The organism is Mycobacterium sp. ITM-2016-00318 (assembly GCF_002968285.2).
In the GTDB taxonomy this organism is placed as follows: Bacteria; Actinomycetota; Actinomycetes; order Mycobacteriales; family Mycobacteriaceae; genus Mycobacterium.
Genome location: NZ_CP134400.1, coordinates 3,336,317 through 3,348,896, shown reverse-complemented (window position 1 = coordinate 3,348,896; position 12,580 = coordinate 3,336,317). Strand labels below are relative to the sequence as shown.

The window sequence follows — 12,580 nt, the reverse complement described above, 5'->3', positions numbered from 1 at the left end:
TGTTGTCCCGAATACTTCAATGCACGATCTCGAGACACTGCGGGTTCACTTCTGCCTCACACCACGCGCTTTCCCCGGCGGGCGCGCGCACGCATATCCCACAGATACGTTCGATAGCCCAGAATCCAGATGTCGCGCGGGATGACTCGGTCGGCGACTCGCAGCGCCGTCAGCAGCCGTTCGAAACGGCGCTGTTGCGCCGTGGACCACGACATGTTCATGTGCGCCCGGAACTCCGCGGGCAGGAAGCCCTTGGTGGCGAAGAGGTTGAAGCGGCCGGCCAGCATCCGCAGAGGTGCGGGCAGAAATGCCATCGCGGCCACGCCGTGCAGGTGGTCGCGCACGGGCGCGTCGATCCTCAGTTCGTCGAGCGTTCGCTTCCAGAACTCGTCGAACGCGATGCGGTCGGCGGGCCACATGTCTTCGCGGACTTGCAATGTGGTGCCGAGCTTTCGTGCATCTCGATAGACCGCGTCGGCTGCTTCGTCGTCCAGCGGCCCGTACAGGAACTCGTGCTGATCGATGAAGTAGCGATACAGGCAGGCGGCCACCCACAGCTGAAGCCGTGGATCGAACGCGTTGTAGGACAAGGGACTTGACTCCGTGGAGCGCACCAGTGCGTGGACCCTGTCGACTTCCTTGCGGATGAGCGCTCGGTCGGCATCCGTGCCCAGTGTGGCTGCGGCCAGATAGGTGCCCGTGGTGCGCGCCCGCTTGAACGGACGCTTGTAGACGTTGCCGCTGTCCACCGGGCTTTCCAGCACGCCATAGCCGACGCCGGGCAACGACAACTGCATGATGACGTTCGCCGCGGGAGCGAGCACCGCCGCAGGGTTGATCAGATCGACCACGCGGGTCGGCCGCCGCGGTGGGCCCAGCCTCATCATTGGAGTACATCACTTTGTGAGACGCTCGCAGCGTGTTTGCACCGATGTGTCTGTGCACGGCGGCTGGCATCGCGGCCGGCTACCTTGCCGACGTCGCGCTCGGGGACCCGCGGCACGGACATCCCGTCGCGCTGTTCGGTGCCTGCGCCGCCCGCCTAGAGCGGGTCACCTACTCCGACGACCGCCGGACGGGCGCCTTCCACACCGGTGTGCTGTTGGGCGCGCTGGCGGCCGCGGCGATGGCGGGCGAGAAGGCGGCCAGACGGCGCGGGGGGGCATGGGTGGCCACGAGCACGGCCGTGGCAACCTTCGTCGGGCTCGGTGGCACGTCCCTGACCCGGACCGGTGCCCGAATGGCTGACCTGTTGGCGGGTGACGACGTCGACGCCGCTCGGCGCCTCCTGCCTTCGTTGTGCGGACGTGATCCAGCCGCCCTCAACGTCGACGGACTGGTCCGCGCCTCGGTCGAGTCGGTGGCCGAGAACACCTCCGACGCGCAAGTGGCCCCGCTGCTGTGGGCCGCGGTGGGCGGCGTCCCCGCGCTGCTGGTCTATCGCGGCGCCAACACGCTCGACGCGATGATCGGCCATCACTCACCCCGATACGAGCGATTCGGTTGGGCCGCAGCCAAACTCGATGACGCGCTGAACGTGGTCGCCGCGCGCCTGGCAGGTGTTCTTGTCGCGTCCTGCGCGCCCGTGGTCGGCGGTTCGCCCGCAGCCGCGCTGCGCGCGTGGCATCGCGATGCCGCCCGCCATCCGAGTCCGAACGCGGGTGTCGTCGAGGCGTCGTTCGCCGGCGCGCTGGGCGTAGGGCTCGGCGGCCCAACGCAATACGCGCATCAGCTGGAGATCAGGCCGACGCTCGGCGATGGACCTGCTCCTGGGGTCGACGATCTACGCCGCGCGGTGCGGCTGTCGCGGGCGGTGCAGTTCGCGGCCGCGGTGTTGACGACAGCGACCGTCAGCGCCGCTTGCCGTAGCGGTCGGCGAGCTTCTCCTCGGTGGTGAGCGGCGCTGCGGCGGTTCGACTCTGGGCGGCAGCCTTCTCTCGTCGGCGCGCCTTGATCTCCGAAACGATGAAGTAGCCCAACCCGATCGGCGCCAGGATGCCGAAGGCGATCCACTGGATGCCGTAGGACAGGAACGGCCCGGCATCCAGGTGCGGCAGGCCGATCACTCCGAGACCGCCCGGCTGACCGTCGACCAGCTGCAGGTAGGACCCGGCCAGCGGAACGTCCAGAAGCGTGGAGATCTGTGCGGTGTCGATCGCGTACACCTGCTGGGCACCGTCGGCCCGGAACGGCGCCTTGCCCTGCGGCGCCACCTCCGAATCGCGCAGCCGCGCCGTGATCGTCACCGTGCCGCTCGGCGCGGGCGCGAAGGCAGGCGCACGCGAACCCTGCTCGGGTTTGACGTATCCGCGGTCGACGAGAACCGTCGGGCCGCCGTCGACGACGAACGGCACCAGCACCTCGAAGGCGGGATCGCCCTCGATCACCCGAAGCCGCGCCAGCACCTGGCGGTCGGGCAGGTAATGTCCGGTCGCCGTCACCCGTCGCCACTGCTCGTCGGGTGCCGACGAATCCTGCTGCGGCAAAACGCTCGTCAGTGCAACAGGCTCTGCTGTCAACGACCGGGAGATCTGTGAGTTCTCCCGCGTCGTCTTGGTGTTCTTTCCCAGCTGCCACGGGGCAAGCACGGTGAAACACAGGTACGCGAAGGCGATCACCACGACGAACAGCGCGAGCCAGCCGGGCCGCAGGAGAAAGGACCACCGTTTCATCAGCTGGCGACCCCGCGACCGGCCAATTGCGCGTCGACCCACTCGTGCAGCCCGCGCAGGCATACCTCGATGACGGCGAAGGTGTCCTCGAAATCGTCGTGGGTGCCGTAGTAGGGGTCTTCGACGTCGAGCGCATGTGCACCCGATCTCGGATCGAAAGACCGCAGCATCCGCAGCCGGGTGGGCGGGACGCCCATGTCACGCAGGATGCGTTCGTGGTTTCGGCCCAGCGCCACGACGAGGTCTGCCGACAGATGGTCTTCGTCGATTCGCCGCGCCCGATGCTTGGTCGGGTAGCCGTGGTCACGCAGTACGCGGTTCGCGCGATTGTCGGCGCCCTCGCCGGCATGCCAATCGCCGGTACCCGCGCTGGTGACCCGGACGATCCCGGCAAGGCCGCGTTCGCTGATCTGATGGGCGAACATCTTCTCCGCCATCGGGGAGCGGCAGATGTTGCCTGAGCAGATGAAGGCGACGTGCAACGGTTCGGACACTTCAGACACCGAGCACCTCGCGCAGGTCAGCCACCGTCGCCACCTGCGCCGCAGGGGCGACCGGCACGGGCCCCGCGAAGTCGGCGCCTCCGTAACCCCAATCGACGACGACCGTGCCGATGCCGTGCGCGGCGGCGCCCTCCACGTCATGGGCGCGGTCGCCGACCATCACCACGCGTTCGGGCAGCGGCGCGAGCTGGGCCAGCGCATGTCCCATCACCTCGGCCTTGGTCGCGCGCACACCGTCGAGGCTGGCACCCGCGATGACGTCGAAATGCCCGTCGAGCCCGAAGTGCTCGAGGATCCGGCGCGCCGTCGGCTCGGCCTTCGAGGTGGCCACCGCCAGCCGTACACCGGCCGCGCGCAGGTCGGCCAGCAGCTCAGGGATGCCGTCGAACAGGCTGTTGATCGCCCACCCGCGGGTCGAGTAGTCGGCGCGATAGACCGCGATGGCAATGTCGGGGTCGTCGAGACCCATTTCGTGCAGCGTGTGGTGCATCGGCGGCCCGACGATGCGGCCTGCCAGGTCGCCGTCGGGGATCTCCGCGCCGATTTCGCTCAGCGCGTGACGGAAACTGGACACGATGCCCTGCGCCGAGTCGGTCAGGGTGCCGTCGAGGTCGAAGATCACCAATTGGGGTCGGCGCTCCAGCTCCTCACGTGCGCGGGTCGCCGCGGCGGCGTCATCGAGGGTCGTCACGCATCCATTGTCTCCGACGGCGCATTAGTGTCGTGCTGTGGCAAGTCCAACCCGGGCGGGGACGCTCCCGTGAGTGCCAGATTGGCCGTCGTCATCGACGTCCTGGAAGCGGCTTATCCTCCGGCGCTCGCACAGAGCTGGGATTCGGTCGGCCTGGTCTGCGGCGATCCGGCTGACCACGTCGACTCGGTCACCGTGGCAGTCGACGCCACCGCAGCCGTCGTCGACGAGGTACCCGACCGCGGGCTGCTTCTCGCCCACCATCCGCTGCTGTTGCGCGGGGTCGACACCGTCGCCGCGGACACCGCCAAGGGGGCGCTGCTGCATCGGATGATCCGCAGCGGGCGGGCGTTGTTCACCGCCCACACCAACGCCGACGCGGCCTCGCCCGGCGTGTCGGACGCCCTCGCCGAGGTTCTGGGGTTGACGGTGGAGGAGGTGCTGGCTCCCCCCGCAGGCGGCCCCGACAACGACAAGTGGGTCGTCTACGTGCCCGTCGAGAACGCCGACGCCGTCCGCGACGCGATGTTCGTCGCGGGTGCAGGCCACATCGGCGACTACTCGCACTGCAGTTGGAGTGTGACCGGCACGGGCCAGTTCCTGCCCCATGAAGGGGCATCACCGACGATCGGCAGTGTCGGGTCAGTCGAACGGGTTGCCGAGAACCGGGTCGAGATGATCGCTCCCGCGCGGCTGCGCGGCCATGTCCTCGCGGCACTGCGCAACGCGCATCCGTACGAGGAACCGGCTTTCGACATCCTCGCGTTGGCCTCTGTCCCCGAAGACGTCGGGCTGGGCCGGATCGGGACGTTGCCGAGGCAGGAGACGTTGGCGGCATTCGTCTCTCGGGTGCACGACGCGCTGCCCGGAACGTCCTGGGGGATACGGGCGTCGGGCCAGGACGACGCCGAGGTGTCGCGAGTTGCGGTGTGCGGCGGCGCAGGCGACTCGCTGCTGGACATCGTCGTGCGCGCAGGCGTGGACGCCTACGTGACGGCTGACCTTCGACACCACCCCGCCGACGAGCACCGGCGACGCTCGGACATAGCGCTCATCGACGTCGCCCACTGGGCCAGCGAGTACCCGTGGTGCAATCAGGCGGCCGCGCTGCTTCGCGACCACTTCGGCGACTCGCTACCGGTGCGGGTGTCCGGCATCCGCACCGATCCGTGGAACATCGAGAGAAATGATCTATGAAAGCCGAAGTGATTCAACAGCGTTCGCTGCTCGAACTGGCAGACCTCGACGCCGAGATGAGCCGTGTCGAACACCGGGCAGGCCATCTCGCAGAGCAGCAGCGCTTGGAGCAGACCCAGGCCGAGCACCGCGACGCCAACGACCGGCTGGCGTCGCTGCGCCTCGCGCTCGACGATCTGGACGCGCAGATCGCCAAGTTCGAGTCGGAGATCGATGCGGTCCGGCAGCGGGAGGACAGGGACCGCACGTTGCTCGAGGCGGGCGCCATCAACGCCAAGCAGCTCGGTGACCTCCAGCATGAACTCGAGACGCTGGAACGTCGTCAGACCAGCCTGGAGGATTCGTTGCTCGAGGTGATGGAGCGCCGCGAGGAACTACAGAGTCGGCAGTCCGACGAACTCGGCAGAATCGACACGCTGGAAAGCGAATTGGCTGAAGCCCAGCGTGCCCGCGATGACGCGCTGTCAGTGATCGAACAAAGCCGTCATCAGTGCGCGTCGCGCCGCGACGAACTGACGGCCGGGCTGGATCCCGAGTTGGTGTCGCTCTATGAGCGTCAGCGCTCGCGGGGGGGCCCCGGTGCGGGGCGGCTGCAGGGCCGGCGATGCGGAGCATGCCGGATCGAGATCGACCAGGGAGAACTGGCGCGCATCTCGGCGGCCGCCGACGACGACGTGCTGCGCTGCCCCGAGTGCGGAGCGATCCTGCTGCGGGTCAAAGACGGTGGCCAGTGAAGGTCATCGTCGAGGCCGACGGTGGTTCCCGTGGCAATCCGGGGCCTGCCGGGTACGGCTCGGTGGTGTGGACCGCCGATCACGAGACGGTGCTGGCGGAGAGCAAGCAGGCGATCGGGTTCGCAACCAACAACGTCGCCGAATACCGCGGGTTGATCGCGGGCCTGGAGGAAGCCGTCAAGGTGGGTGCCACCGAGGTGGACGTTCGGATGGACTCGAAGCTGGTGGTGGAGCAAATGTCCGGCCGCTGGCAGGTCAAGCATCCGGACCTGAGGGTGTTGATGGCGCAGGCGAAGTCGGTGGCGGCGAAATTCGGCCGTATCGAATACGCGTGGATTCCGCGAGCCGAGAACTCCCATGCCGACCGACTGGCCAACGAGGCGATGGATGCGGCGGCCGAACTGGAGAAGCCCGATTCAGGTGAGTCCGAGAAGCCCGCGGTCTCATCGCCGGGTTGGACCGGCGCCCGCGGAGAACCAACCCGATTCCTGCTGTTGCGGCACGGCCAGACCCAATTGTCGGCGCAGCGAAAGTATTCCGGCCGGGGCAATCCTGCGCTGACCGAGGTCGGTGAGGCGCAGGCCGAGGCTGCCGCGGAGTACCTCGGCAAGCGAGGCGGGGTCGACGCGGTCATCACGTCGCCGCTGCAGCGCGCCTACGATACGGCGGCGAAGGCGGCCAAGGCATTGGGCCTCGACGTCACCGTCGACGCCGACCTGATTGAAACTGATTTCGGGACATGGGAGGGCTTGACCTTCTCCGAAGCCGCCGAACAGGATGCCGAGTTGCACCGGAAGTGGTTGCGCGACACCAGCATCACCCCGCCGGGCGGGGAGAGCTTCGACAGTGTGGCCGAGCGGGTGCAGCGCGTGCGCGGCAGGATCATCTCGGAGCATGCGGGTGAGACGGTGCTGGTGGTGTCGCACGTGACACCGATCAAGACGCTGCTGCGGCTCGCGCTGGACGCGGGACCGGGGATCCTCTACCGGCTGCACCTCGACCTTGCGTCGCTGTCGATCGCCGAATTCTATCCCGACGGTGCGTCTTCCGTTCGGCTGGTGAACGACACGTCGTACCTGTAGTCAGTCGTGCAGATGGAGGCGTTCGCCGTGCACACCGAAGATCATGATCGCCTCGACGGGCCCGTCGGCGACGCCGAACCAATGCGGTGTCCAGGTGCTGAATTCGACGGCTTCGCCGGGTTCGATGACGAAGTCTCGCTCGCCGAGAACGAGCCGCATCCGGCCCGACAGCACATAGGTCCAGTCCTGCCCTTCGTGGACGGGTAACTCCGAGGGCGGTTTTCGGCGCTTGGCGGCGATGCGGATCTTGAAGGCATGTAGACCACCCGCTGCCGACTGGCGGGTCAGCGGCCAGTAGGTGATGTCATTGTGGGTATGCGATGCGCCCCGTACACGCGGATCGGCCGCCTCGGGCGCGCGCAGGAGTTCGTCGGTGCTGACCGACAGCGCTTCGGCGAGGCGGGGGAGATGGTCGAGAGCGAGTCGGCGCTTACCGGATTCGAGCCGGCTGAGCGTGGACACGTCGATGCGTGCGCTGCGGGCGACGTCCTCCAAAGTCAGGCCGCGCTCGAGGCGCAGATCACGCAGACGGCGGCGAACTCGCAGGTCGACGTCGTCTTCGGAGGTCTCGTTTGCCTGCATGGCAAATTACATTGGCAGATTCAGCGGGCAGCGGCAAGCTGGCGGCATGGCTGATTCATGGGATTGCCGGAGAGCACTGGTGGTCGATGATTATGGGCTCATCGGCCCGGAATGGAGATCACATGTCAACGCATGAGACCAAGGAGCACTGGGAGCAGCACTACGGCGGACGCGACCGGATCTGGAGCGGACGGGTCAACGTCCAATTCGCCGACGTGGCAGGCGCTCTGACGCCGGGACGAGCGCTCGACCTCGGTTGCGGAGAGGGAGCCGACGCGGTGTGGCTCGCCGAGCGGGGCTGGAACGTCACCGCGGTCGACATCTCGGACACCGCGTTGGGCCGTGCCAGGGAAGCGGCGGATGTCCGCGGCCTCGCCGACCGAATCGAGTTTCGCCAATTCGACCTGTCGGAAGGCTTTCCGGACGGCACCTTCGATCTGATCTCGGCACAGTTCCTGCATTCGAAGATTCACCTGGATCGGCGGCGGATCCTGATCAACGCCGCAGCGGCGCTGCGGCCGGGCGGTCTGCTGGTAATCGTCGACCATGGTTCGGCGCCGCCTTGGGCATCAAAGCTCGATCATCATCACGAGTTCCCCAGCCCTGAAGAGGTGATTGCCGGTATGAACTTGAGCGATGACGAATTCGACCGTGTACGTGTGGATTCCGTCGAGCGACAGGCGGTCGGTCCGGATGGGCAGCAGCGGCCGTGGATGGACAACGTCATCGTGGTGCGTCGGCGGGCATCGGCCTAGCCTTCCAGGCGCCGGTACTCCTCCGGCATACATCTGGCCATGGACGGTAGTGCCCCGGGGTTTCACGCGGCGTCGTGGAACACCAGGCCGAGCGTGAACCGCTGGCCGGAGCGCACGGCCGAAACACCATGCCGGACAGGCGCTGCCGACCATCCCCTTGCAGACTTCACCGGCCGTTCGCGGGTGGTGAAGACGAAACCGTGGCCGTGCGGCAGCAGCGTCGCCGTTCCACGCGATTGCGCCCGCGGGCGCTGCTCCAGCAGAAGGAACTCGCCGCCGGTGTGGTCGACACCCGGCTCGGACAGGTTGATCACGACCTGCAGCGGAAACACTAGATCGCCGTAGAGATCCCGGTGCAAAGCGTTCCAGTCGCCCTTCTTGTATCTGAGCAGGATCGCCGTCGACTTGGTCTGGCCCGCCGCATGGCACATATCGAGCCAGTCGTCGAGGTCGTCGGGCCACGGGATGTCGCGGCCCAGCTTGTGCCACCAGTCCCGGGCGATGGGCAGCAGCCGCGGGTACAGCGCCCGTTTCAGCTCGTTGATCGGCTCAGGGTAGGGCCGGGCGAAGTAGCGGTACTGCCCTTCGCCGAACCGGTAGCGGCTCATCTCGATCGTCGACCGGAACCGATTGTCGTCGGGATACAGTCCGCGAAGCGTCTTCGCCTCCGCCTTCGTGAGCAGCTGGGGGAGCAACGCGCCGCCGAAGTCGCTGATCTCAGCGGCGACGGCGTCCCAGGCGGCCGCGTCGACGCGCTTCTCCCAAAGGTCAGCCATCAGAACAACCGTGCCGCACGGACGTCGGCGGCTCCTCCAGGCCGAGCAGGAACTTCTTGCGTTCGAGCCCGCCCGCATAGCCGGTGAGCTTGCCATGCTTTCCGACCACGCGGTGGCACGGAACGACGATCGAAAGCGGGTTGCTGCCGACGGCGGCACCGACCTGCTGAGCGGTTGTTCGATCGGCCAACTCGTCGGCGAGTTCGCCGTAGGTGATTGTCGCGCCGTAGGGGATGGCTGTCAGCCGGTCCCAGACGCGACGCTGAAGGTCGTCACCGTGTGTTCTGATCGGTAGATCGAAGTGCGGGCGGTAGCCGGCCAGGTAGTCATCGAGTTGCTTCTGTGCCTCTGCCAGCAGCGCGTCGTCTGCGGCGTCGACTTGCGGCCCGAACGTCTTCATGGACGGCTTGTACCAGTGATGGTGAAAGTACAAACCGACGAGCGCGTCGCCGTCGGCGACGAGGGTCAGTTCGCCGAGCCCGCTGTCGACCAGAGCGTGTCGAGTGTTCATACCCTGTAGACGATGGGGGAGGGCGGCGCGTGAGATCGCTTCGGGAGGTCGTTCTGTGAGTTTCCCGGTTACCAGTTCGTCAGTCGTGTTTCGCCTCGTAGCGCAGCAGGACCGTGCCGCCCGGGAAGGTCCGGTTCTCCAACAGTCGCAGCGAGATCCATGACGGCAGGGTCGGGAAGAACGGGGTGCCGCCGCCCACGGCGGTGGGCGCGACCACGATGCGGTATTCGTCCACCAGCCCGGCCTGCACGATCGGTGCGGCCAGCGTCGCGCCGGCCACCTCCAGCCTGCCGTCGGTTTCGGCTTTCAGCTTCGTTATCACCTCGACTGGGTCGCCGCGTTCCAGGCGGGAGTTCCAGTCGACGGACTCCAGGGTGCGCGAGAAAACGACCTTGGGCATGTCGCGCCAGATGTGCGCGAAGTCGACGATCAAAGGCGTGGCGTCCGGCGTCTTGTCGGCGGTCGGCCAGTACGCGGACATCAGTTCGTAGAGCCGCCGCCCGTAGAACGATAGGACGGTTTCCCGCTCGAAGTCGTTCCAGTACTGGTGCAGTTCTTCGCTCGGATCGGACCAGTCGATGCTGCCTTGTGCGTCGGCGATGTACCCGTCCACCGACACGGTGAAGCCATAGATGAGTGTGCCCATACAGATCAGACTGCACCGGAGGGCAAAACTCATTGCGACGGCACACGAGGCCAGGTGCGGCCTGGCGGCTTATGACAGACGGCGGGCGGTGGTGCTGAGCCTCGGGTCGCTCATTGTCCAGCCCTAAGCCAGAGGCGCAGTAACTAGCTGTTCTGGCAGCGCCGCCGTCCCCCCGAGGAGCACTCCTAATCGGCACTCTAGGCGTAGTCGAGTCCACCGCCGTTAGGCTGCTAATTTACGCTCTGTTCCGCATCCGAGTTGGGCAGGCGCTCGAAGCGCGCGTAACGACTAATTCGGTTATGTGCCAGCACTTCCCCGTCGGCGTCGAGCTCGATCTCATACAGCTCCAGCATGTCTGCCGACGACGGGATTCGTCGTTCGGCGACAACTTCCACCTCGACGATCCAGCCACCCTCATCGGCGGGTTGCAACGCGGTAACCTGTGTCGGTTGGCAATTCGTGATGTCGGTGACATAGTCGGCGGCTAGTTCGACCGTTTTGCGTATCGCTACCCTCGCCGACCGCGGGCTGCGTTTCGTCATCGTCCTCACCCCTTTTAGGCGGTGTCTAGACAAACCTCACCTTCGCGCCGCTGTGGATACCCAAACTGACTGTCGATCAAACGTCAAATTTGCGGCGCAAATGCCATGATTGACAAAGATCCAGCTCAGGATATGCGGGGAGCGCTTCCAGCTATTGATATCGAAAGCCTTCCCGGCGATGACCGGCGACCGAAAGCAGAGCGCTGTGGTCTCAACACACGGCCGCCTAGCGGACGAGCGCTGACGCAACCGATCACAAACCCGCCGCTAAAACAGCCTGGTACCCCTGTGCCCGGCGACGTCGATCTATTTCCTCCAGATGGCAGCGCCGGCATGTCAGGCGCCGAAAACCGTTCGCCGCAACCACTCCCGCGAACGAGCGAGCCGCATCACGCGTATTCGCAAACGCAACCGCATTCACCGCCCCATCCACGAGGCACACCGTCGACTGCAGCACGCCCTCCGACAGGAGATCGCCTACCGAAACACCGCAACGAGATGCGCAAGAGTTGTTCATCCTCATGGGCGGCCCGAGCATCAGCCCGTTCTGCACCTGGATCACGATCCGATGGAACCCGAAGAGCTGCCACCGGATTGGTAGCCTCCACCCCGAACCACCACCGCCACCCGACGATCCACCGTCCCGACGCTGTGGCCAGGCTGGCCGACGCCGTCATCAAGGCGCATCCGCACGCCGCAGGGGCGTCACGCTCGACTTGGGGGCGTTTCGGATCCGGCGCGTCGGCACCCCCACCGACAACCCGTCGCCCCTTGGACGCAGGCGTTCGCACCTCGGCGCAAGGACTGAAAAGGGTGGCTTTGCGCGGATGAAGCCCGTTAAAGCGGTGGAGGCGGTGGAGGCGGTGCAGCGCAGCAAGGGCATTCCACGCCGCTTGCTGCCATTGCAGGGCAACAGGGACAGTGTGAATCCATCATTTCTCGATCCCTCCTAACAAAAGGCACGGCACCTCATTTGGGACCGACCAATTTTGAAACTGATTGGCACGGTATCTCGCCCGTGACAGCCCGTTGCCAACGGAATCGTCACGATCCGATCTCAGGGGGAACTGTCAAATCTCCCCACCTCTCACTAGTCGGGGTATCTAGCCCTGTAGCGCGGAACCGACCGGGATGGTTCAGACTCCGCAAGCGCAATCCCCGCCGTAGCGCGGGCACGGTAAGGCCAAGGAGCCGATCCGCCAATCCAACCAATTCGCCAGGCCCTGAGCCGTACCTTGGTAAAAGATTGTGCTCCAATGGATTACACCCATTAACCAGCACCTCGGCGGGTGCGTGCCGGCCCGACCTCTACACCTTCACGCCGACCGACGTTGTCCCCGACACCTTATTTCTTCAGTGCAGCACGGTCGCCGGTGAGATGAAGGTGACGAGCCCGTGATGCGGGTCGCCTACGTGGACGACGACCAAGCCCGGTTCACCGCCGAGGGCGACGAGACCGGAAGGCGAACCTGTACTCGTCGAGGTGCTCGTGCACACCGCGAAGGTGACGCAGTTGGTTCGGCTGTCCAATGAGAAGTACGGCCAAACGGCCACCGCCAGCCAGGTGTCGCAGTCGCCACCTCAGAACATAAGACTGGTGGGGCGCGGGTACCACCGACGCCGTGCCGATGCCGCTGTCACTGCCGGTGATCGTAGATCCGGCGGTGCCTGGCTACTCGGGCGTGGTGGTTGATCAGCGCGCCGTCGTGGGACAAGTCAAGGTCGCGACCTCGGAGCATCAGTATTTCTCCAGTGACAGCGTGTTGCTCAGGGCCATTTGGCGTTTCGGCCATGTCGTCGTGCGGCCCAACCGACTGGGAGTGTTCACCGTCACCGTATGTGCGCGGTACCGCTTATTAGGCCTTCTCGAACCCCGATCAATTTTGTTC

The 12,580-nt window shown here is 66.1% G+C and carries 15 protein-coding genes; 5 read left to right on the top strand and 10 right to left on the bottom strand.

What is annotated here, in order from left to right:
- Positions 1-56: 56 nt before the first annotated feature.
- A complete protein-coding gene (locus C6A82_RS16450) occupies positions 57-884 on the bottom strand; it encodes an oxygenase MpaB family protein (protein WP_311101387.1) in 828 nt (275 codons plus the stop codon).
- Between the two features lie 47 nt (positions 885-931).
- Here C6A82_RS16450 and C6A82_RS16445 point away from each other — a divergent pair, with 47 nt between their 5' ends.
- A complete protein-coding gene (locus C6A82_RS16445; RefSeq protein WP_105341252.1) occupies positions 932-1,897 on the top strand; it encodes a cobalamin biosynthesis protein in 966 nt (321 codons plus the stop codon).
- Here the strand turns inward: C6A82_RS16445 and C6A82_RS16440 are convergent.
- From C6A82_RS16440 to C6A82_RS16430, 3 genes are read right to left on the bottom strand one after another with little or no spacing between them, the layout of a single operon-like run.
- Positions 1,851-2,672, bottom strand: a complete 822-nt coding sequence (locus C6A82_RS16440; protein ID WP_311101386.1) for an SURF1 family protein — start codon at positions 2,670-2,672, stop codon at positions 1,851-1,853. The two genes, C6A82_RS16445 and C6A82_RS16440, sit on opposite strands and share 47 nt — an antisense overlap.
- Entirely contained in the window at positions 2,672-3,166 is a 495-nt protein-coding gene (locus C6A82_RS16435) for a low molecular weight protein-tyrosine-phosphatase (RefSeq protein WP_105341414.1), read from the bottom strand. The genes C6A82_RS16440 and C6A82_RS16435 overlap by 1 nt, the downstream gene beginning before the upstream one ends.
- A 1-nt stretch (position 3,167) precedes the next feature.
- Entirely contained in the window at positions 3,168-3,866 is a 699-nt protein-coding gene (locus C6A82_RS16430) for an HAD hydrolase-like protein (RefSeq protein ID WP_233216702.1), read from the bottom strand.
- 69 nt (positions 3,867-3,935) lie between these two features.
- Between C6A82_RS16430 and C6A82_RS16425 the strand changes: the two genes are divergently transcribed.
- Genes C6A82_RS16425 through C6A82_RS16415 form a run of 3 tightly spaced genes read left to right on the top strand, consistent with a single transcriptional unit; the run spans position 3,936 to position 6,879 of the window.
- Positions 3,936-5,063, top strand: a complete 1,128-nt coding sequence (locus C6A82_RS16425; protein WP_105341416.1) for a Nif3-like dinuclear metal center hexameric protein — start codon at positions 3,936-3,938, stop codon at positions 5,061-5,063.
- Positions 5,060-5,797 carry a zinc ribbon domain-containing protein gene (locus C6A82_RS16420; protein ID WP_311101385.1) on the top strand — a complete coding sequence of 246 codons (738 nt, stop codon included), beginning with the start codon at positions 5,060-5,062 and terminating at the stop codon, positions 5,795-5,797. The genes C6A82_RS16425 and C6A82_RS16420 overlap by 4 nt, the downstream gene beginning before the upstream one ends.
- Positions 5,794-6,879 carry a bifunctional RNase H/acid phosphatase gene (locus tag C6A82_RS16415; protein ID WP_105344901.1) on the top strand — a complete coding sequence of 362 codons (1,086 nt, stop codon included), beginning with the start codon at positions 5,794-5,796 and terminating at the stop codon, positions 6,877-6,879. Before C6A82_RS16420 ends, C6A82_RS16415 begins: the two co-directional genes overlap by 4 nt.
- Here the strand turns inward: C6A82_RS16415 and C6A82_RS16410 are convergent, their stop codons facing one another.
- Positions 6,880-7,461: a helix-turn-helix domain-containing protein gene (locus C6A82_RS16410; RefSeq protein ID WP_105344902.1), complete on the bottom strand. Its 582-nt coding sequence runs from the start codon at positions 7,459-7,461 to the stop codon at positions 6,880-6,882.
- A 122-nt stretch (positions 7,462-7,583) separates the two neighbouring features.
- On the opposite strand from C6A82_RS16410, the gene C6A82_RS16405 reads away from it, so the two are divergent.
- The gene (locus C6A82_RS16405; RefSeq protein ID WP_105344904.1) at positions 7,584-8,216 is read left to right on the top strand and encodes a bifunctional 2-polyprenyl-6-hydroxyphenol methylase/3-demethylubiquinol 3-O-methyltransferase UbiG; all 633 of its coding nucleotides are present in this window, start codon (positions 7,584-7,586) and stop codon (positions 8,214-8,216) included.
- Positions 8,217-8,278: 62 nt separating this feature from the next.
- Here C6A82_RS16405 and C6A82_RS16400 read toward each other — a convergent pair whose 3' ends face one another.
- The 5 genes from C6A82_RS16400 to C6A82_RS16380 form a co-directional block, all read right to left on the bottom strand.
- Positions 8,279-8,992 carry a 2OG-Fe(II) oxygenase gene (locus C6A82_RS16400; protein WP_105344906.1) on the bottom strand — a complete coding sequence of 238 codons (714 nt, stop codon included), beginning with the start codon at positions 8,990-8,992 and terminating at the stop codon, positions 8,279-8,281.
- Positions 8,985-9,503, bottom strand: coding sequence for a methylated-DNA--[protein]-cysteine S-methyltransferase (locus C6A82_RS16395; RefSeq protein ID WP_105344908.1), 519 nt, complete (start codon positions 9,501-9,503; stop codon positions 8,985-8,987). The genes C6A82_RS16400 and C6A82_RS16395 overlap by 8 nt, the downstream gene beginning before the upstream one ends.
- A gap of 79 nt (positions 9,504-9,582) precedes the next feature.
- Positions 9,583-10,149, bottom strand: coding sequence for a dihydrofolate reductase family protein (locus tag C6A82_RS16390; protein WP_105344910.1), 567 nt, complete (start codon positions 10,147-10,149; stop codon positions 9,583-9,585).
- Positions 10,150-10,379: 230 nt separating this feature from the next.
- On the bottom strand, positions 10,380-10,691 hold the full coding sequence (gvpO, locus tag C6A82_RS16385) for a gas vesicle protein GvpO (RefSeq protein WP_105344911.1): 312 nt from the start codon (positions 10,689-10,691) through the stop codon (positions 10,380-10,382).
- Positions 10,692-12,044: 1,353 nt separating this feature from the next.
- Entirely contained in the window at positions 12,045-12,245 is a 201-nt protein-coding gene (locus tag C6A82_RS16380; RefSeq protein WP_158261629.1) for a hypothetical protein, read from the bottom strand.
- Positions 12,246-12,580: the final 335 nt, after the last annotated feature.